Raw genomic sequence first — 19,372 nt, 5'->3', positions numbered from 1 at the left:
TTTATCGACCTTCGATATAAAGAAACCCGCCACTACGGCGGGTTTCTCTTTTTATAAAATAAAAGTCCACCAATTTGGTGGACTAATAGATTTTCTCCTTATCTTTGTACTGTCATTAGAAATCAGCATCAAAAACCAACCTACATTTTATGTTCACCACCAACCGCTATGCAGATTTGCTCCCCTTCCGTTACGACGTGATTAACACCCGCCCGAAAGACCGTACACCTATTCAGCCTGTTTCCGAAGGATCCGTATTGCCACTCTTTCACCTCCACCGGGAAGACTTCCTAGTACCGCTCTCTTTCCTCAGCCCTGAAGGGTCTTATATTGTAGGAAGCGAACTGTTGAACCAGCCGCTCGTACTGGCCTTCTTCTCCGTGCATTGGAACGATTATGGTCCTAAATTCCTGCAGCAGCTGGAAGATCTGTATGCTGATATACAGGTAATGGGTGGACAGTTGCTGGTAGTTACCGGCGACCGTAAAGAAGATCTGAAAGGCTTGCAGGTGAAATTCCCGCTGGCGTACGATAAGGATTACCGTATTGCGAAAAGTGCGGGTATCTATGCGGAAACCGACCCCCTGTGGGCACGCCTCTCCGGTTTTGAAGAGAATGCCCCGCTGCCTGCGGTATATGTACTCGGGCAGAGCCAGCGTATCGGCTGGTCGTTTACCGACCGCCTATTCGACCAGCAGATTCCCCGCCGCGAATTGCTTACTGCAGTTTATACAACCGGCCAGGCACAGGCGCTCAGCCGTGCAATAGCATAGGGATCAGAGGTAAGGCTTCATTTCATCATCGATATTCTTCCGGAGGTCCATCAGCCGGTGGGCATATTTCTCCATATTCAACTCCTGCTCCGTCCGGGGTGTCCATTTAGGAACGGGCACCGTCTGCCCTTTTTCATCGATCGCGGCAAATACCATGATGCAATGGGTGGTTTTCACCTTTTCCTGCTGCCGGGGATTACCCGCATAAACATGAATGGAAATATGCATGCTGGTTTGGCCGGTATAGATGATGGAAGCGGATATCTCCACCAGATCGCCAATGGAAATGGGTTTGTAGAAGCGGATGCCGCCTACATATACGGTTACACAGTATTGCCCGCTCCAGTTGGCCGCACAGGTAAAACCCGCCTGGTCTATCCATTTCATTACCGATCCGCCATGAACTTTGCCTCCGAAGTTAACATCAGAAGGTTCCGCCAGGAAGCGGAGGGTAACGGTGTGCTGAGGTGATTCCATATAATAATATTATGTCTGTTATCTGGCTGAGCGGCGGTGCTGCTTCCGCCAGGTCCATGGGGCAACAGGGTGTTTATCTGCCCATAGCCCTTTCTTTTCCAGTTTCGCCTGTTCCTGTGCTTTTGCCCATTCGGGGTCTTTACTGAACTCGGTATATTGCCAGGCAAAGCCGGCAGCTATCAATCGGGCGTTGAGAGAGCTGCCATCGGGCAGGAATATTTCCCCTACAATTCTCCCATACTGGTCCTTATCCTTCTGCTGTAAGCGGACTACCTTACCATAACAGAGATCTGCGGTATACTGCCGGGCCTTTTCTCCGAAGGGCTGGCCCTTTTCCGGACTATCGACCCCAAATAGCCTGATGCGGACTGCTTTCTTTCCCATCATCATTTCAATCGTATCTCCGTCTTTGACTGCTACTACTTTTCCTGTTTGTGCGCTGGTTGCGCAACCGGTAAATATTAAAAAGAATACTAAAACAAAACGCATGACCGCAATATCCAAAAAATACCTGGATATATCCGGATGGCTTATTATTTTTATGCAAACGATTGCAGGTTAGTATTGTATCCATCCTGTTTACAGTTAAATAGTTTTTCCATGACTTCCACTATTGGAAAATGGGCTACCGCCCTGGCATTCCTCGTTATTCCTGCTGCGGCAAATGCACAGCAGCCTTCCAAAAGCGACATGCGCCGGCTGATTGATGAGAACATGCGCTTCGCCGTAAAACAATACCAGGTTTTAAAAGACAGTACACCGGCAGATCGTATGCCCCGTACTTTCCAACAGGGCCGGTCTGTTACGTCAGATACAGAATGGTGGTGCAGCGGATTTTATCCCGGTACGCTCTGGTACCTTTATGAATACACTAAAGATCCTGCGGTGAAAGCAGAAGCAGAACGGCGACTGGGTATCCTTGCGAAGGAGCAGCGCTACACAGGCAACCACGATATCGGATTCATGATCTACTGCTCTTTCGGCAATGCATACCGCATCACGGGCGATAAGCGTTATAAAACCATTATAGACACTGCTGCCGTTTACCAGATCACCCGGTACCGGCCTTCCATCAACTCCATCCAGTCGTGGAACAGGAATAAGAAACTGAATTGCCCGGTGATCATCGATAATATGATGAACCTGGAACAATTACTATGGGTAACTGAACAGGGCGGCAGCCCCCGTTATCGTGAAATAGCCCTGGCGCATGCCAATACCACTTTAAAGAATCACTACCGCCCTGATCATAGCACATTTCACATTGTAGACTACGATCTCGATAAGGGAACGGTTATCCAAAAGGTAAACGGTCAGGGTGCGCACGATACTTCCGCCTGGAGCCGCGGACAAGCATGGGGGCTCTACGGTTTCACCATGATGTACCGTTTCACTAAAGAGGAGAAGTATCTTAATCATGCAAGGAATATCGCCCGGTTCATTTTAAGGCATCCCAACCTCCCGGCCGATAAAATCCCTTACTGGGATTATAATGCACCGCAGATCCCTACTGCCCGCGATGCATCCGCAGGCGCTATTGCAGCTTCTGCATTGCTGGAACTGGGGCAGTATGTAGATAAGAAAGAAAGAGCGCAGTTTGTGTCTGCCGCAGGCATCATGCTGCAATCCCTTTCCTCTCCCGCATACCGGGCAAAATTGGGAGAGAATGGCGGGTTTATTCTGCAGCATAGCGTAGGGCATTTCCTTGCTAATTCAGAAGTGGATGTACCGCTTACGTATGCGGATTACTACTTCCTGGAGGGGTTGCTGCGGTATAAAAAATGGTATTTGTAAATAGTTTGGGCTTTTGCACATCACGGCAACGGCTATCCGCAACTTTATTGAATGGAATTCGTTATATTGTAGCTGGGGCAGATAGTATGTAATCCATACATTTTGTCCCGCATTGTTTATTTAGTAGTAATGATGAAAAAACTAGGGCTGCTATTTTTATACCAGCCCCTTTTTATTGATTGAGAATCAGTTTGTTTTACGGTTTCTGCGCTTTGGCGAAGTCGCGGAGGTAACCGCATTCCTTCACAATGTCCTGGTAAAAACGGGTGTTTTTGTATTGGCTGTGCAGTTCCGGGAAGTAAGGGTTTTTCCGTATAGCCTGCAGGTGCCATTCCAGGTCGTCCGAATAAGGCAGGTGCTTCTGGGCACATCGGGCAGCCAGGTAAAGGGCTTTTGCCTTAAATTCCGGATCAGTGGAAGCGTCCGCCGCTTTCTTGTAGAAAGATTCTGCACGGTAACAGCCATAGTACTCCTTCAGCCAGGGCGTTTTATCGTCTTCCGGCGTCCACCAGTCTGTACTCGGACGGTAGCTCGTGGTAAGGTGATAAGATGCACCGTAGTAGGATATGCTGAACAGTCCGCTTGCATATTCGAAATACGTTTCCGGGCTTACCTTCGACTTCTTCATGTCTTTCTCCAGCGAAGCCATTTTCTCCGCAAACTGCAGTTCGGAAATGGGCTTACTCATGGAATCAATTTCTTCCAGTCCATAATCCTGTAACTGGGGTTTCAGCGCTCTTTCTGTACTAAGGGAGCTGCCACTGCGTTTAAACCACTCCACTGCATCAGGGAACTGGTGATGGCGCACATAGCTGATGGCAATAGCCTCTCCCAGTTCATCTTCCTTCATGGGCAGGCTTTGGTACATATAGGCTTCGTAGGCCGACTGGTTACGGGCTTTACGGCCGTTATACAGCGTTATTATGGCGTTGGTGGGCAGGCTGTCGGAGATGAAGCTTTTTGCAGACACATACTGCCAGTAATACTGGTAAGGCTTTGCCCGGTCGCGGTTGGAAAGGGCAAGCGCCTGGCGCACGGGGTCGCCCTGCATGGCATAACGCGGAGCTATGATGAAATCCATCAGGTTGCGGTACAGGCGGGCGTAATAACTGCCATCCAGTGTAGCCGGGTCAGGATCATACCAGTAATCCTCATTTTCGTTTTTCGTGATTTTAGTATCGAGCCAGCGGAGGGAAGGCAGCAGCGCCTGTTCGAAAGGTGCGTCAATTCGCGGCTGCTCTGCGATAGTGAGTAAAAGTTTCACCACCTCAAACTGATCTTTTACCGCGGGCCTTGCAGGAAGGTTCTGTGCAGCGGCAAGACTGGCACGTGTTGCTTTGTAATCACGTATCATATACGAGAGGTAGGCACTGCTGATGTGGAACAACGCCGGCTCTTTCACTTTTCCTTCTTTCGCAATACGGTCGGCTACATCTCGCAGGGTTTCTACACTGGTGGGCTCTAATTCGGAAGAGATCCAGTAGCTACCCATCACACCGCTTTGTTTGGCCAGTGCATTGGTGAAATAGTTCTCTTCCAGCTTCGCGATCTCACGGCTGAGCAGCACTTCCACCAGTGGGTGCTGGGGGAATACAGCGTATGTCTGTTCCAGTCCCTGCGGATGATAATCTACCTGGCGCATGGCGTACATGGCGGTAACGGTGCCTTTCTCATAAGGTGTTTTACAGAGCTGGAGCACGCTGTTTTCATATACATCGGCCCATTTCAGGTTCTGGAAGGCAAGCTTCCGCTGGCTGGGTACTTTATCGAATATCTGGGAGAAGATGTAAGCGCTCTGTGCCTTCTTGCCGGTGCGCATCAGGGCGCCGGCTTTCAGCATCAGTGTGCGGTACTGGATGAGGGATTCTCCTTTCAACGGAGCAGCAAGTGAATCGTAATACTGCAGTGCCTGCTTGTAGTTACCTGCGTAGTGCGACATCCTTACAGACTGAAACGCATACCGTTCCCTGATCTGTTCATTCTGCGCAGCGCGGTATAGTTGCATGCCGTTCCTGGCGAGGCGCAGCATACCTGCAGAATCCCGCTTGGGGGCATCCCATGGATCACCGGCGGCGGAATTGATTTCACATTGCCTGGCGTACATAAGGTAGCCGAGTGTTTCACGGTCTTTCGTTTGCAGGAAGTATTTCGTCAGCCCGTTTTTTTGGACACTGTCCGGCAGCTGCAGCGGCTGGTTCTTTTCGATGTGGTTATACAACGCACTCATCTGCGGACGGGTGTAGTAGTATATGAACTCCTGCAGGTCGTGCTCATTCACTTTCCCTTTAAAGAAAGCACCCCACTCTTTCAGGTTAAGCTTTTGTTCCGGCGTTTCGGCGGCATAGTAATCGATGAGGGCCGTGTAGTAAAATGGTTCAAAGCCGGGCTTCTCCGCCAGGTTGGGGTTGAACATTGAGGTGTAGTAATCATAAGGGTCAGGCTCCGGACCGCAGGACCACACATAGGCAGCACCCGCCAGCGTCATGGCCAGCGCGCTACCCGAATAGACGGTAAATCGTTTCCAGTTCATGCAGGTCATATTTATTAAGAATTTCAGAATCGAGATGATAGAAGATAATCACCGGGCTGCCCGGTTGCCGTTGCTTAGAAATATGCTTCGCGGCTTTGCGGAGTACTTCCGGCGGACTGTCTTCATGCCGGATGATATCTCCGGGATGGAGGCGTACGCTGTTGATAGCGGTGTCTTTAACTACGGAATAAGTGAGGCTGCCGGTTTTGCGGAATATGCTTTCATTGCCAAGGGGCATATTACGGGTAAGGCCGGCGTACCGTCCCTGCCGGAAGAGCACATCCCATTCAAAGAGCGGGAGGGCAAAGTCGAGCGGCAACGGGTAATCCTCGATACGGCTGTTGCCGGTATAGGATTCGAGCGTGGGCAGGTCTATGATAGAATTATGGTCGCCCGGCTTGCGGAGGTCGCCCATGTTGTAACACATGAGGAGACCTTTATCTACAGGAGGTACTCCGCTGCCATTGGTGTACTTCACCTGGTGCAGGCGTATGGTAGCAGAAAGCTGACGGTGCTGAAAGAAAGGCTCGTTGCGGATGGCCTGCAGGAAAGCGAAGTAGGCTTCGCGGCTGGAGCGGGTCCAATCACAATCGAGTTGTATTTCCGGGATGTGTGATGCGGGAATATTGCGGCACACCTGCTGAAGAAGGTCGGCCGTGCGCTTTGCCAGTTCACGGGGCCATGCACTGTCTTTCCGCTGCCATACTTCGTTCATGATAAATACAACCGGTACAATGAGTGTACTGTCGGGGAATGCAGTGCGTATGTCTGTCACGGCAACGGGTAGGGCATTATTATGCTGCCAGTCTACATCGAAGCATTTAATATACATCCTCCGGACATCCAGTTTTTGCAGGGCATCTTTTTCGCCGGGGGCGGGGTCGTACCGTTGCTTCCAGTGGTAAAATGCGCGGTGTGTTTCCCGGGGCTGATGGCAGGCAAAGAAGGCCAGCAACAGGGGCAACCATATGTATCGGTGTATCGGCATCTGCGTGCAAATATCGGAAAACAGCTATAGAATGGACACGAGTGAATCAAAAACCAAAAGATTTCCGTGTTTCCCTGTAATCTCCGCAATGCGTATTTACCGCAGCGTAACCATCGCCGAGTATAGTTGCGCGCCACCAAACCGGGAGGGCATCGTATGTAAAAGCCGGGCTTCTCCCAGCTGAAGGGAACGGAAGAGTTGTTGCAGAGTTTTAAAGCTGAGCGGATAGGGTACCCATGGATTAGGCGTGTCCGTATCGTATTCTACATACAGGAAGCGCGCGGCAGGCAGGAGTGTATCGGCAGCCTTTTGGAGGAATGCTTTATGGTCTTTGACAAAATGTAATGAATTGGCCATGAGGATACCGTGAAGTGGCGGTGTTTGCCAGTTGTGGGCGGTGAAGTCGGCCTGCCGGGAGACTATACCCGCAGAGGGGGCCGGAACTTCGTCACGGTCAATGGCGTATACAGTTGAGCCGGGAGGGAGTTGGGTGAGCAGGGTACGGGTAAACAGTCCGCTGCCTGATCCAAGATCGGCCCATGATTGTGGGGTACTGTTGCCGGGCAAATCGGGCATGTGGATGAGGGTACTGGCTTCGGCGGCGGTCATATTACCGGGCGTTGATGGCGATGATGCGGTAGCCTTCCGGTAATGGAGCGAACCAGATACGGCCATTAGCGATCATGGCGCCCTGTGAGTTCCGGAAGATGCGATCGAGGCGGAGGGTATCTACGGCTTGTTTAAGGGCAGGGTCGAAGATATTCGTGTATTGAGATTTGAAATCGGCAGCAGAAGGGTAGAGGCGGAGGGGGAAGCGGATCACGGAAGCGATACTATCCCGCTGATCGAGCTTTACCCATGTTTTGAAGCGGGCGAGGAACATTTTAAATTCCTGCGGGTTGCTGAACCCGGCGTTCTCCCAGCTGGTAGGGATGGAGCCATCGTCGAAAACAGAGTCCTGGGCCTGCAGCTGGGCGGTATGGATATCTACAGCGGGTGGCGGTGTAACGGGCACCAGCTCCTTAACGTCCTGGATGATGGAGGTATCGCCCGTAGTGGGTTTGGAGGCCTGGTTGCAGGCGGCGCAGAGGGCGAGGAGGAGCGCAGGTGAAAGGTTCTTCATATGTGATGGGTTGAGCGTTAATGAAATTACCCAATTCCGTGCTAAAAATAAATCCTAAAAAAGATTTGCGTTTGTGCAGATTTTGTCCTTATCTTTGCAATCCCAAAACGGAAGCCCCCTTAGGGCTTTTTTTAAAGGGAAGGATCGGTAGTTCAGTCGGTTAGAATGCCGCCCTGTCACGGCGGAGGTCGCGGGTTCGAGTCCCGTCCGGTCCGCATCTTAAGCTCATGCAATTAGCATGGGCTTTTTTGTTTTAGCGACTTACCATTGCTTTCAAAGCACCCTGCGGTCATTATCGCCTCCAAATATTAGTTATGTAAATTCTATTTTTGTTGCTGACTTGCTGTAAGGACAGATTTTTCTATTAACCATTGTGTTACTTTGAATCATTTACACAAATAGTTTTAAGGTAAAATGATAGCAATATTGGAAGGAAAAGAAATAAGAACAATTGAAGATTTTCACAAAGCAATCAGTGATCAGTTAAGTTTCCCAGACTTCTATGGTAAGAATCTTAATGCGCTGTGGGATTGTATAACTGGTTTTATAGCGATTCCCGCCATGGTTATTTGGCGAGATTTTAAACTAAGTAATTTGTATCTAGGTGACTTTGCTGTTATGGCTAAGCAAATTTTCGAAGATGCGGAGAAAGAGATTGAAGGATTTAAGTTTGAATGTTGCTGAGAGACCTAGAGAATCAGAGAACTCACTTCACTAAACACCTAATAACATTCTGTAGAAATCTTTATATTTTTCACCTCCTGCAGTTTCGCCAAATGCTGATGCAAATTTAATTTGCGCGGCATCGTTTTCAAACAGATTGACATCTATGCCTCTTTGCTGAAAGATTGGGGCGATTTGCAATAATGCGTTTAGAAAAGTTGTACTGTTGGACGCGCAATAGTAAAGGACATGATTTATTCCGCTTTCCAGAAGCAGTATTTCATTTGTAATTTTACTTATTACCAGGTCATCCGTTTCGGCTCTTCCGAAAATGATGTAGTCTTGACCGTTGACGATTTTATCATTGAAACGTACCATCCCAATTTCCACATTGGACACATCAAAAGAACGAACCAAATTTAGGATAGGATCAACACATTCGGGGATGGTATTACTTGGTTCCTTGGGTAAAAAAGTATGCCGTTTGAAAGTGTCTTCAATGAATTTTTCTGACCAGCCATGTTGTTTATAGACTTCTGGAGTGAATGGGACTTTAGAAATCTTTAAAGCGAATTCCTTATGCGTCATACGATTTTATGTTGTTACGGCAAACGGTATCCAGATCAGTTATTTCCCATTACAAATCGCCCCCCTGATACAATCACCCTTCCGGCTGGCACCCCCTAACCACAGGACAGTCTTATAATTTATAAATTATAACTTCCCTGCTAAATGCCACCGAAATTTTTCACCCAATTACAAGATAGTACCTAATCTTGTTAATTGACAGATATTATAAAATCCGGAAACACTATACTTTCGGGCCGGAAACACTATTCTTTTAATAGCGTTTAGTTTTTGATATTGTATTTTATTTATAAATATCCAATGCAATGAGCACAACCTTTTCTCCGAATTACCCGAATACAGACCTCTTAAGGCTTAAAGCCAGAAAACGTATCCCCGGGTTTGCATTCGACTATCTGGATGGTGGATGTAATGAAGAGATCAATCTGATAAAGAACACAACAGATATCCGGGCGGTAGAACTCGTTCCGCGTTATCTCGAATCATTTGGTAAGGTGGATCTTTCCTGCCCGCTTTTCGGTAAGGTTTATAGCGCTCCATTTGGCATTGCTCCGGTAGGGCTGCAGGGGCTGATCTGGCCCGGGGCTCCGGAAATCCTTGCAAAAGCTGCTGTGGAAAACAATATCCCCTTCATACTAAGCACTGTCACAACCAGCAGTATTGAAACAATAGCCGAGGTAACCGGAGGACAGGCATGGTTTCAACTGTATCACCCTGCTGAAAAGGAAATGACAGACGATATTCTAAAAAGAGTATCCCAGTCGGGCTATGATGTGCTGGTTTTACTCGCGGATGTACCCTCTTTCGGGTACCGTCCGAAGGAAATCAGGAACGGATTGGCCATGCCTCCGAGGATGACGCTTAAGAACATTATGCAAATCATGTCGAGACCACAATGGGCATTAAACACGCTCCGCCACGGATCTCCGGAGTTCATGACCCTGAAGCCTTATATGCCGAAGGGAATGAATATGCATCATCTTGGCCTGTTCATGAACAAAACATTTAACGGCCGGTTATCGCCCGATAAAATTGCTTATATACGTGATAAATGGAAAGGGAAACTGGTGATAAAGGGCATTGCCTCCGAAAGTGATACTGAAAAAGCGTTGCAGCTCGGGGTAGATGGCCTCATCGTTTCAAACCATGGTGGCCGGCAGCTGGACGCGGCAGAATCTTCCATAAAGTCCCTCAGCAGGGTGCGGAATATCTGTAACAACAAAATCCCTGTAATGCTGGATAGCGGTATGCGCTCCGGACCCGACATCGCAAGGGCTATGGCCAGCGGTGCCGACTTTACCTTCATGGGGAGAACGTTTATGTATGGTGTGGCGGCACTGGGCAGCCAGGGAGCCTCGCACACCATTTCCATGTTAAAAACGCAACTGACGCAGGTAATGCAACAATTGTCCTGCAACGATATCAAGGGGCTACCCGCTCACCTTGTAAAATAATAGTCCATCAGACTCAACTAGCCAGAAACCCGTGCAAAAGCGCGGGTTTCTGGTTTGTCTCCACATCGGTTGTAACCGATTGAAACAGTATTTTGTTAAATCGCTATCTTTTTTTGATAAAATATCACCATGTAATTATCCTGGCAGATATGAAATTTGTTTTATTTCTGCTAATTTGCCGAGCCGATACTAACTATTGCTAACAGTGGACATTGTAGTCATCAACTTCTTCAATGCTTATGGGCCTGAAGTGTATTAACAATGAGGAAGACGTACTGAAAAGTGTTGCAGAAGGTTCCAGGAATGCCTTTGCAACACTGTATAATGGCTATGTGAACCAGGCCGGTCCCATTGTTTACATGATCACCGGATCCCGCGAACATACAGAAGACATACTTCAGGAACTGTTCGTGAAAATCTGGAACGACCGCGAAAAGCTGCACACTGTACAAAGGTTCAACGCCTATTTCTATATCCTCCTCCGCAACCAAACCTTAAATTATATTGACCGCCTTGCCACCGAACGGAAAAAGCGCGATCAATACGTGCGTTCAGTGTATTTACAGGAAGAAGGGGAGAGCCTGCCATTCCGCCAGCGCCTGGATATCCTCGATAAAGCCATTGATGCACTGCCCGCCCAACAGAAAACCGTATTCCTCCTCCGTGCCCAGGGGTATCGCAACCCTGAAATCGCCTGCCGCCTGAAACTGTCTCCCGATTCCGTTAAAAAGTACAACCAGCTGGCCCTTAAATCCATCCACCAGTTCATGAAAGTGGGCGTCCTCACCGCCTTTACAATGGCTGCCGGACAAATTTTCAAATAATTTTCCAGGACATATCTCCTTTTTGACCCCCTCAGCTGTCTTTATATCAGTCAGCAGTAAAAAGCTGTGCATGTATGCAGGAAGATCGTTTACAATATCTAATGCAAAAGGCCGTCTCGGGAACAATTTCCCGGGAGGAACGGGAAGAACTGCATACACATATGACCGGCGCTGATGCCGAACGGATTTTTGATGCTTTGCATGAGATGATGGCAGCGCAACAAGGGGCAAGCCCTATGTTTTCCGAGACTGAAGCTGCGTCTTTACTGGATAGGATCAACGCGGAAACGGAAGTGCCGGTAATGCGTCCGGTTCAAACACGTGCCCGCATCCTGCGGATTACCGGATGGGCAGCAGCGGCATGCATGGTAGCACTGGGAAGCTTCATGGCTTACCAGTTTATGCAAGCGCCTGTAAAACCCGGCACCGTTAAAGTGGCCGGCGCCAAAGAAAATACTGCTGTAGTCCCAGTGGCAGAACAGGTCAATAAGGTAACACTTACCCTGGCAGATGGAAGTACTGTAGCACTGGATAGCACCGGCCGCACCATTGCGCAGCAGGGCGCGCTGGTGGTAAATAACGGCAACGGCACTGTGACTTATACCGATAACGAACCGCAACAAACTGATAGCGATAATGAACCTGTAATAAACACGCTGGTTACCCCCCGTGGCAAGCTGTTTAAAATCGTATTGCCGGACGGCAGTAAGGTGTGGCTGAATGCCTCTACCTCACTCCGGTACCCCACCCGTTTCGGCAACGATCAACGCAAGGTGGAGCTGAATGGTGAAGCATATTTCGAAGTGGCCGGTGACCCAGCCCATCCTTTTATTGTAGAAACAGGGGCAAAAACGATCACAGTACTGGGTACCTCTTTCAACGTAAAAGCATATACAGACGAATCCTATACCAAAACAACCCTGCTGGAAGGTAGTATTATGCTCGATCCGCATGGTGATGGCAAACCAAGGCTCATGAAACCGGGGGAGCAGGCCACGCTGGAAAACGGCAGGCTCAGCATCCGCAGAACAGACAGCCGCGAAGCAGTAGCATGGACGAATGACCTGTTTTATTTTTCCAATACAAACCTCCGGGAAGTGGCGCACCAGTTGCAGAGATGGTACAATATCGAAGTAGATTTCGAATCCCTGCCAGACGAGAACCTGTATGGCGAATTGCCCAGGAGCACGCCGCTGCCGCAATTACTGAAAGCAATAGAAAGAACAACCAATATTAAACTAAAGATGAGCAACAACCGGCTGCAAGCAGAATAATAGCACCCGGTTCTATCAACCAACAATCATTTACTTACTCGTAAAACTTCAGGTATGAAATTTCAGCATGGCCGTGGCACGCGCCATTGGAAGCGGCATGTCTGTTGCCTGGCGATCGCATTGCTATGCGTATTGTCTACGGCGGCATCCGCTTTTTCTCAGAAAGTTACCCTTTCGGTTTCTAATGCCCGGTTAGACCAGGTGCTGGCTTCCATCAGGGCACAAACCGGCTACTCTTTTGTGTTTGACGCTAAATATGTCAAAGACGCGCTGCCAGTAACAGTGAACATCAGTTCAGAGACGCTTGAAAACGCTTTGCAAAAGGTTTTCGCATCTCAACCCTTCACCTTTGAAATTAATGACAAGATCGTAACAGTCCTCGAAGCACGGCAACGGGCGGTAGTTACACTCACCGGTAAAGTCGTGAGCCCGGACAATCAGCCGATCATCGGCGCCTCCGTCATTGTACAGGGTTCCAATCCACGTATTGGAACCAGCGCAGACGAGAACGGCCGGTTCGTACTGGCAGGAGTACCTGAAGATGCCACCATCGTGGTTACATCTATCGGCTTCAACTCCCTTACGCTGCGTTTGAGCAATGGCGTTCTGTCTGCCGCCAACCGTGAGAACAAAGGACAACTGGTGCGGAACTCCTTACAAAGCATCCTCGTATCGCTGCTGCCTTCCGCATCACAACTGCAGGAAGTAAATGTTACCATCGGTTACGGTACACAAAAACGGAGGGAAACAACTTCTTCCATCTCCAGTATCAACGTATCACAATTACAGAACAAGCCCAGTGGTTCCATCGAAGGATTGCTGCAGGGCCTGGCGCCGGGCCTGCTGGTGCAGAACAACTCCGGTATGCCGGGTGGCCGCAGCATGGTGCAGATAAGGGGGCTGGCTTCTTTCTCCAACTCTGCAAATTCCAACGTGGTGAGCACGCCGCTGTTTATCATTGACGGTGTACCCCTGGAGCAGGATGTTTTCAATCCTTCCGATCCCCGCCAGTCTATTACCAGCGTGTTATCCGGCTTCAGTCCGTTTGACCTTGAATCGGTTGACGTTCTGAAAGATGCTTCCGCTACGGCCATTTACGGTTCCCGCGGTGCTAATGGTGTTATCATCATCAATACCAGGAGAGGCAAGATCGGTAAACCCATCGTAACACTGAACAGCCAATACGGCCTCAGCTATTACCCGGCTCTTCGCAAAACGCTCGCCGGCCGTGAGGAACGCGACTTCAAGCTCGCGCTTTACAACCAGTACGGTGCAGCAAAAGTAGGTGGCGGCGCTACTGCCATACCCATCGAACTGACGGACAGCCTCAATAGCTTCTACAACAATAATACAGATTGGCAGAAGCTCTATTTCCGTAACGCTGACCTGAAAAACATCAACCTCGGCATCAGCGGTGCCACGGAGAATGCCAGCTACCGCATCGGCGTGGATTACTATAAAGAAAAAGGAATTGTGCTGGGATCGGGCTTCTCCCGTTTCTCACTCACCTACACCGGCATTTTCAAGCCCACTTCCAAATTAACCATCACCGGCCGTGCTAACTTAAGCCAGACGGATGCCAGCCAGAAGCGTGGCGACAGCTATAATGCCGCAGTAGTAGGTAATAACTTCTCTTCCTCCTTCCGCCCCGGCCCTAACAGCGGCTTCTTCGACGCGTTCCTGGAATCCTACAACAAAGGCGTGAACATCGACCTTACCCGCCGTGGCCTTGCGCAGGTGGAGCTTAGTTATGACCTGTTCAAATTCCTGAACATCACGTCCAGGGCTTCCGGCAACTACGAATTTTACCGGACCCGCTCTTTCGAACCTTCTGCCACAAGGAGCGACTTCAAAGCTGCAGCCTCTTACTACTCGAAAGAGAACGTAAACCTGCTCAGCGAAACCATGCTTCGGTTGTACCACACATTCCCTTCCAACCACTCGTTCGATCTGGTATTAGGGAATACGGTAAACACCAGCGAGAACAACAACATTTTCGGCAGTGCTTTCGGCGGCCCGAGCGATGCCCAGCAGGTGATCCTCGGTTATCCGCAGGCTAACCTGAAGCTGGAAACACATAACATCCGCTATGGCCTGTTATCCTACTACTCCCGCCTTTCTTATAACTACGACCGCAAATACCTCCTGCAGGCAGTGGTAAGGGCGGATGGTTCGTCCAAATTCGGTAAGAACAATCAATGGGGTTACTTCCCGTCTGTTTCTGCCGGCTGGGTGTTCACCGAAGAAAAACTCATCAGGAACGGTATCGGTTCATGGATGAACTTTGGTAAGATCCGCGTGAGTGCGGGTAAGACAGGCAGCCAGTACGAAGACAACTACCTGGCCGTAGGTGCTTACCTGACCCGCAGTGGTGATAACTCCACCTACAACGGTGTGCCTACACTTTCACCGAACTACGGCGAAGGAAATGGTATTCCGCTGCCGAATCTCACCTGGCAAACGGCGCGAGATAAAGGAATTGGTCTTGACCTCGAGTTCCTTAACAGCCGCATCACCACTACATTCGATTATTACGACAAGAACACGGAAGGCTTCCTCTTCCCGGACGCGCTGAACGGTACCAGCGGTTACAAATCCCGGTACGTGAACAGCGGTGCGGTACGCAACTATGGTTTTGAAGGTAAGATCACGGCGTACCTGATGCGCCCGTCTGCCAGCTTCCAGTATAACGTTACGCTGATGGGTTCCCTGAACAGGAATATCCTCACTGAACTGCCCGATTTCGGCAGAAGCGTGGCCAGGGCTGGCTATACTGTAGGTCAACCATACCTGCAGATCGGCCGTCCGCTCAACGGTTTTTACCTCATGAAGTACCTGGGCGTATATCCAGACGACGCTTCTGTACCCGTGAACAAATACACCGGCAAACGCCTCTTCCCGAATACGAGTGGTTTCGCTTCTCAGGATCCTTACAAGGCCGGCGACATCCGCCTGCTCGATGTAAATGGAGATGGCATGATCGGGGTGATGGATAACTCCGACCGTATTTACAGCGGCGATCCCAACCCCAAGTTCAACGGCAGTATCTTCCACAGCTTCAGCTACCGTTTCAAAAACAGCGGTATCATCCAGCTGGATCTCTTCTTCAACTACGCCTTTGGCAACAAAGTGTATAACAAGGTGCTGGTAGACCGCCTCCGCGGCGTGAGCTGGACAGCCAGTGAGAACGTGAATTACCCAGGCGGGCAACGCAACCTGCTGGATGTGTCTGACCTCGACTACTGGACGCCCACCCACACCAATGCCAAATACCCTTCGCTGAACCCCTGGCGTTATTACGGCCTTTCCAGCTACGACTTCATCGGGAACTATGAATCCAATACGGATCTGTTCCTGGAAGATGGCGGATTTATCCGGCTGAACAACGTGAACCTCAGCTACGACTTCTCACCCAAAATACTGAGCCGGGCTAATATCCGGAGGGCGCGGGTGTATGCGGGGATGAGCAATGTGTTCATCATCACGAAGTACTCCGGAGTAGACCCTGAGAACATCGATTCTTACGGGTATGATCTCGGAAACGGCTACCCGATCCCGCACAAATTTAACCTTGGTTTTAACTTCGAATTCTGATCAATATGAAGCGCTTTAAGCTGAAATATATACCACTCATCGTTGGGATTTCCTGCCTGTTTTCGTGCAAGGGAATTTTGAATCCCGACATTATCGAGCTGCCTACGGCCGAGAACGCTATCACATCCGCACAGGATGTGGAAAAGGCAGTAGCTGCCGCTTATTCTTTCCTCCGCACCGTGGTGCCCGACAAGATCTTCCTGATGGGCGACGTGCGTGCTGACGTATTCTCCAGCTACTCGCAAAGCTCGAACGTACGTACGGAAACCTGGATCGCCACTAACGCTGCCCGCGACCTGCTCGCCAACGGCGGTGGCAACTGGAACCAGTTTTACACGGTAATTGCCCAGTGCAATCTTATCCTTGAAAGGATACCTGCGATCAAAACCTACGACGAGGCTCTGAAAAGAAGGCATATCGGAGAAGCAAGCTTCATCCGCGGACTCACCTATTTCTACCTTGCACGCTTCTGGGGCGATGTGCCGCTGAACTTAAAAAGCGTGGACATCGAAAACATCGGCCGTGCGCCGCAAGCGGAAGTGTTCAACCAGATAAGGGCAGACCTGGATGCCGCCATTGCTAACCTGGAGCTGATGTATGCGGATGGAAGCAAAGGCGCCCGTGCTACCAAAGGAGCCGCCTGGGCCATCAAAGCACACGTTCTTGGATGGCAGCAGGATTTCGCAGGATGTGAAAAACTGTGCGACAGCGTACTTACCCGTTCACCTTTCAAACTGGTAACAGACACCTCCAACCTGATCAGCATTTTTGTGGGAAGAAGTGATGAAGGGATCTTTGAGATCAACTTCGACGCCAATGCACGTGAATTACAAAAGAACCGCGTGTACAACCGCACCCTCGGCAGGCCCTGGTACAAAGACCAGTCAGATGGTGGTGGCGGAACAGACAAGTTCATATTGTCACCCACCCGTACGCAGCTGAATGCCATGTTCACGCCCGATGCCCGGGATGCCCGTCTCTTCACCTGGTTCATCAAAGAAACCGTTCTCCAGGGTGTGATGGACGACCGCATCTTCCTCGGTAAATACCGCACGCTGCAACTGAAAGGCGATACCTCTTCCCAGAACATCAATGAATCCAACATCATCATCACCCGGGTGGCGGATATCATGCTGCTCCGCGCCGAAGCCTGTGCAAACCCTGCCGTAGGTAAAACTGCGGTAGCGATAGAGTTGCTGAATAAGGTGAGAGACCGTGCCTTTGCGCAACGCTATACAGGTGGTGGAAACCTGCAGGATACCATCCTCATGGAACGGAAAAAGGAACTCATCGGGGAAGGACAGTATTTCTTCGACCTGGTCCGCACCCGTAAGCTCGATAAGGATTCCAAAATCACGCAGGGCGACTGGTTCACCAAAGGTGCCTGGTTGCTGCCGATCGAGCAGAGCATCATTGCCAAGAGCAATTTCCTGATCACCCAGAACGATTACTGGAAGTAATAATTCACCGAAAGAAAACGAATTCACATGCGTAAACATATTCTGAAAAAAAGAACGGCATTACTGGCGGCCTGTGCAGCCCTGGTATTGGCGGCGTGCGGCAAAGACGATTATTTTATTGACGGGGGATTATCCCGGCAATCTGCAGAGGAAATGAAAATGCCGGTATACGACTTCCTCGCAAGCCGCTCCAACCATATGTTCGATTCCCTGATCAAAATCATTGACCTCACGGATGCAAAGAACATCGTGAACCAGCAGGACATCACGTTTTTTGCGGCACCCAATAGCGCAGTACAGCGGCTGCAGATGAACTATAACCCGGACGACCGGCAAACGCCGCGCCCGCTTGCCATGATCGGTAAGGATACACTGCTGAACTTGCTGGGCCGTTTCATCATCAAAGGCAACCGCATAACATTGGAAGAAGCCGTACGCGACAGGGAGAAATTCCACAAGTCGCTGAACGGCGACAGCCTGTATCTTTTCGGACGCGGCGGCGGTATCAATGCAGGCAGCTCCATCCAGACGTCTGCATATTACCTGGAGTACATGCACCTGAAGATCCCCGGGGTAGATTCAGTGCAGTACTCGACCAGCTTCCAGACACACAATCTTATCACCGCCAACGCTATCGTGCATGTACTCAGGTATGAAGCCAGTTATGCGGCGGGGCTGAAGCAACGTTATTTCAGATAATTCAATCGTATTGCCATGAAAATTTTCAATAGCAAACTCAACCTGTGCTGGCTGATAGCCGCAATGTTCCTGGTGTCTTGCGATAAAGACGACTCGGATGGCTTCCTCAGTCCTGCACTCAAATACACCAACCCGTCCATCAAGGTGGCGGTGGGCGCTTCGCTTATACAGTCCGGTGCGATGGTGACAGATGAATCCACCAAACCACTGACCTTCAGCATCGCCGCCATCCGCACAGCAGACGGGAAGATCGCCGATAAGGTCATGAACTACAAAGTGGATACCTATTGGTGGAAAGCAGAATACACCACTAAAGAAAAAACGGTGGAAGAACTGGACGCCAAGCGCGAGAAGAAGAACCGCCCGGCGATAGACATCAATCCCGATAACGGGAACATCGTGATCTATCCCGAAGCCAGCGACAGTCTCCAGCTTACGAAAGGCATCTACACCATTGATGTGAAAGTGAAGAATAGCGGGGGAGAGCGGGTCATCGAAAAAGCACTGACCATCGAAGTAAGTTACGCACCGCCCTATTCCTACCGCCTGCGTGGGATAGACGGTAAGCTGACCGGCATAGATGTAAAATTTGAACGTACCGCCCCTGTCGGGAATAAAATCCTGGTATATACATTGAAGAAAGACGGCACAGCCATCGATCCTAAAGAGCTGGAAGGGTACGATTACTCCACCACGCCTGGTGTGCCTGATCTGAAAGACTGGCATAACCTTGGCCTTAACAACCCCACCAAGTACACCGAACATCCGGACCACCTGGAGCTGGAGATTGCCGGGTACCCGCTGCCGTTCGTTAGCGGCGCGGTACTGCGGATCGATATGTACAATAACGGGAGCGTCAACGGAGCCTACTTTAACTATTGGTTTGATATGGCCATCCTCAAAGAAGGTGTGTGGAAAGTCACGATCCAGTTGAAGTATAACTAAAGCTTGTTCACTAGCACATGGGATAAAATGGAGGGGAGCGTGCCGCAAGGCATTGCTCCCCTTACTATTTAAGGGGGAAGTAATGCAATTTTCGAAAACATCTAAATCGCGATGCAGTCTGCTTCGAAAATATCTATGCTTTAGTACGATTAGCCTTCGATGTTTCGCAACCCTTAATGCACTGAT

General features: G+C 49.9%; 17 protein-coding genes and 1 tRNA gene. 11 read left to right on the top strand and 7 right to left on the bottom strand.

Annotation, left to right across the window (positions count from 1 at the left end):
* The first annotated feature begins 149 nt into the window (after positions 1-149).
* Positions 150-773 carry a redoxin domain-containing protein gene (locus DEV76_RS00365; protein WP_109693977.1) on the top strand — a complete coding sequence of 208 codons (624 nt, stop codon included), beginning with the start codon at positions 150-152 and terminating at the stop codon, positions 771-773.
* Positions 774-776: 3 nt separating this feature from the next.
* On the opposite strand, the gene DEV76_RS00360 is transcribed toward DEV76_RS00365, so the two are convergent.
* Positions 777-1,250: an acyl-CoA thioesterase gene (locus DEV76_RS00360; RefSeq protein ID WP_109693975.1), complete on the bottom strand. Its 474-nt coding sequence runs from the start codon at positions 1,248-1,250 to the stop codon at positions 777-779.
* An 18-nt stretch (positions 1,251-1,268) separates the two neighbouring features.
* Complete coding sequence (locus DEV76_RS00355) at positions 1,269-1,739, bottom strand: thermonuclease family protein (protein ID WP_109693973.1); 471 nt, start codon at positions 1,737-1,739, stop codon at positions 1,269-1,271.
* A 111-nt stretch (positions 1,740-1,850) separates the two neighbouring features.
* Here DEV76_RS00355 and DEV76_RS00350 point away from each other — a divergent pair, with 111 nt between their 5' ends.
* Positions 1,851-3,044, top strand: a complete 1,194-nt coding sequence (locus tag DEV76_RS00350) for a glycoside hydrolase family 88 protein (RefSeq protein WP_232826830.1) — start codon at positions 1,851-1,853, stop codon at positions 3,042-3,044.
* A gap of 196 nt (positions 3,045-3,240) precedes the next feature.
* Here DEV76_RS00350 and DEV76_RS00345 read toward each other — a convergent pair whose 3' ends face one another.
* From DEV76_RS00345 to DEV76_RS00330, 4 genes are all read right to left on the bottom strand, one after another.
* The gene (locus tag DEV76_RS00345; RefSeq protein ID WP_157962635.1) at positions 3,241-5,574 is read right to left on the bottom strand and encodes a hypothetical protein; all 2,334 of its coding nucleotides are present in this window, start codon (positions 5,572-5,574) and stop codon (positions 3,241-3,243) included.
* Positions 5,540-6,562, bottom strand: a complete 1,023-nt coding sequence (locus DEV76_RS00340; RefSeq protein ID WP_157962634.1) for a hypothetical protein — start codon at positions 6,560-6,562, stop codon at positions 5,540-5,542. Before DEV76_RS00340 ends, DEV76_RS00345 begins: the two co-directional genes overlap by 35 nt.
* A gap of 96 nt (positions 6,563-6,658) precedes the next feature.
* Positions 6,659-7,171: a class I SAM-dependent methyltransferase gene (locus DEV76_RS00335; protein ID WP_109693967.1), complete on the bottom strand. Its 513-nt coding sequence runs from the start codon at positions 7,169-7,171 to the stop codon at positions 6,659-6,661.
* Between the two features lies 1 nt (position 7,172).
* Entirely contained in the window at positions 7,173-7,685 is a 513-nt protein-coding gene (locus DEV76_RS00330) for a hypothetical protein (protein ID WP_109693965.1), read from the bottom strand.
* 141 nt (positions 7,686-7,826) lie between these two features.
* Between DEV76_RS00330 and DEV76_RS00325 the strand changes: the two genes are divergently transcribed.
* Together DEV76_RS00325 and DEV76_RS00320 are read left to right on the top strand one after the other, a co-directional pair.
* Positions 7,827-7,900, top strand: a tRNA-Asp gene (locus DEV76_RS00325).
* Positions 7,901-8,099: 199 nt separating this feature from the next.
* The gene (locus DEV76_RS00320) at positions 8,100-8,369 is read left to right on the top strand and encodes a barstar family protein (protein ID WP_109693963.1); all 270 of its coding nucleotides are present in this window, start codon (positions 8,100-8,102) and stop codon (positions 8,367-8,369) included.
* A 30-nt stretch (positions 8,370-8,399) separates the two neighbouring features.
* Here the strand turns inward: DEV76_RS00320 and DEV76_RS00315 are convergent, their stop codons facing one another.
* Positions 8,400-8,936, bottom strand: coding sequence for a hypothetical protein (locus DEV76_RS00315; protein ID WP_109693961.1), 537 nt, complete (start codon positions 8,934-8,936; stop codon positions 8,400-8,402).
* A gap of 305 nt (positions 8,937-9,241) precedes the next feature.
* On the opposite strand from DEV76_RS00315, the gene DEV76_RS00310 reads away from it, so the two are divergent.
* From DEV76_RS00310 to DEV76_RS00280, 7 genes are all read left to right on the top strand, one after another.
* Positions 9,242-10,390, top strand: coding sequence for an alpha-hydroxy acid oxidase (locus DEV76_RS00310; protein WP_109693959.1), 1,149 nt, complete (start codon positions 9,242-9,244; stop codon positions 10,388-10,390).
* Positions 10,391-10,629: 239 nt separating this feature from the next.
* Positions 10,630-11,214 carry an RNA polymerase sigma factor gene (locus DEV76_RS00305; protein ID WP_157962633.1) on the top strand — a complete coding sequence of 195 codons (585 nt, stop codon included), beginning with the start codon at positions 10,630-10,632 and terminating at the stop codon, positions 11,212-11,214.
* 101 nt (positions 11,215-11,315) lie between these two features.
* Positions 11,316-12,488: a FecR domain-containing protein gene (locus DEV76_RS00300; protein WP_198651892.1), complete on the top strand. Its 1,173-nt coding sequence runs from the start codon at positions 11,316-11,318 to the stop codon at positions 12,486-12,488.
* Positions 12,489-12,542: 54 nt separating this feature from the next.
* On the top strand, positions 12,543-16,082 hold the full coding sequence (locus tag DEV76_RS00295; protein ID WP_109693953.1) for a SusC/RagA family TonB-linked outer membrane protein: 3,540 nt from the start codon (positions 12,543-12,545) through the stop codon (positions 16,080-16,082).
* 5 nt (positions 16,083-16,087) lie between these two features.
* Positions 16,088-17,542: a RagB/SusD family nutrient uptake outer membrane protein gene (locus DEV76_RS00290; RefSeq protein ID WP_109693951.1), complete on the top strand. Its 1,455-nt coding sequence runs from the start codon at positions 16,088-16,090 to the stop codon at positions 17,540-17,542.
* A 27-nt stretch (positions 17,543-17,569) separates the two neighbouring features.
* Positions 17,570-18,241: a hypothetical protein gene (locus tag DEV76_RS00285; RefSeq protein WP_109693949.1), complete on the top strand. Its 672-nt coding sequence runs from the start codon at positions 17,570-17,572 to the stop codon at positions 18,239-18,241.
* A 15-nt stretch (positions 18,242-18,256) separates the two neighbouring features.
* On the top strand, positions 18,257-19,186 hold the full coding sequence (locus tag DEV76_RS00280; protein ID WP_109693947.1) for a DUF5007 domain-containing protein: 930 nt from the start codon (positions 18,257-18,259) through the stop codon (positions 19,184-19,186).
* The last annotated feature ends 186 nt before the right edge of the window (positions 19,187-19,372 follow it).

The organism is Chitinophaga deserti (assembly GCF_003149455.1).
Classification (GTDB): Bacteria; Bacteroidota; Bacteroidia; order Chitinophagales; family Chitinophagaceae; genus Chitinophaga; species Chitinophaga deserti.
Note: the sequence above shows the minus strand (reverse complement) of the source record. Positions and strands in the feature narration are given on the sequence as shown.

What these genes read in the sequence shown, in the direction of transcription:
- DEV76_RS00365 (WP_109693977.1), top strand. Translation starts at nt 150, where the DNA reads ATGTTCACCACCAACCGCTATGCAGATTTGCTCCCCTTCCGTTACGAC.
- DEV76_RS00360 (WP_109693975.1), bottom strand. Translation starts at nt 1,250, where the DNA reads ATGGAATCACCTCAGCACACCGTTACCCTCCGCTTCCTGGCGGAACCT.
- DEV76_RS00355 (WP_109693973.1), bottom strand. Translation starts at nt 1,739, where the DNA reads ATGCGTTTTGTTTTAGTATTCTTTTTAATATTTACCGGTTGCGCAACC.
- DEV76_RS00350 (WP_232826830.1), top strand. Translation starts at nt 1,851, where the DNA reads ATGACTTCCACTATTGGAAAATGGGCTACCGCCCTGGCATTCCTCGTT.
- DEV76_RS00345 (WP_157962635.1), bottom strand. Translation starts at nt 5,574, where the DNA reads ATGAACTGGAAACGATTTACCGTCTATTCGGGTAGCGCGCTGGCCATG.
- DEV76_RS00340 (WP_157962634.1), bottom strand. Translation starts at nt 6,562, where the DNA reads ATGCCGATACACCGATACATATGGTTGCCCCTGTTGCTGGCCTTCTTT.
- DEV76_RS00335 (WP_109693967.1), bottom strand. Translation starts at nt 7,171, where the DNA reads ATGACCGCCGCCGAAGCCAGTACCCTCATCCACATGCCCGATTTGCCC.
- DEV76_RS00330 (WP_109693965.1), bottom strand. Translation starts at nt 7,685, where the DNA reads ATGAAGAACCTTTCACCTGCGCTCCTCCTCGCCCTCTGCGCCGCCTGC.
- DEV76_RS00320 (WP_109693963.1), top strand. Translation starts at nt 8,100, where the DNA reads ATGATAGCAATATTGGAAGGAAAAGAAATAAGAACAATTGAAGATTTT.
- DEV76_RS00315 (WP_109693961.1), bottom strand. Translation starts at nt 8,936, where the DNA reads ATGACGCATAAGGAATTCGCTTTAAAGATTTCTAAAGTCCCATTCACT.
- DEV76_RS00310 (WP_109693959.1), top strand. Translation starts at nt 9,242, where the DNA reads ATGAGCACAACCTTTTCTCCGAATTACCCGAATACAGACCTCTTAAGG.
- DEV76_RS00305 (WP_157962633.1), top strand. Translation starts at nt 10,630, where the DNA reads ATGGGCCTGAAGTGTATTAACAATGAGGAAGACGTACTGAAAAGTGTT.
- DEV76_RS00300 (WP_198651892.1), top strand. Translation starts at nt 11,316, where the DNA reads ATGCAAAAGGCCGTCTCGGGAACAATTTCCCGGGAGGAACGGGAAGAA.
- DEV76_RS00295 (WP_109693953.1), top strand. Translation starts at nt 12,543, where the DNA reads ATGAAATTTCAGCATGGCCGTGGCACGCGCCATTGGAAGCGGCATGTC.
- DEV76_RS00290 (WP_109693951.1), top strand. Translation starts at nt 16,088, where the DNA reads ATGAAGCGCTTTAAGCTGAAATATATACCACTCATCGTTGGGATTTCC.
- DEV76_RS00285 (WP_109693949.1), top strand. Translation starts at nt 17,570, where the DNA reads ATGCGTAAACATATTCTGAAAAAAAGAACGGCATTACTGGCGGCCTGT.
- DEV76_RS00280 (WP_109693947.1), top strand. Translation starts at nt 18,257, where the DNA reads ATGAAAATTTTCAATAGCAAACTCAACCTGTGCTGGCTGATAGCCGCA.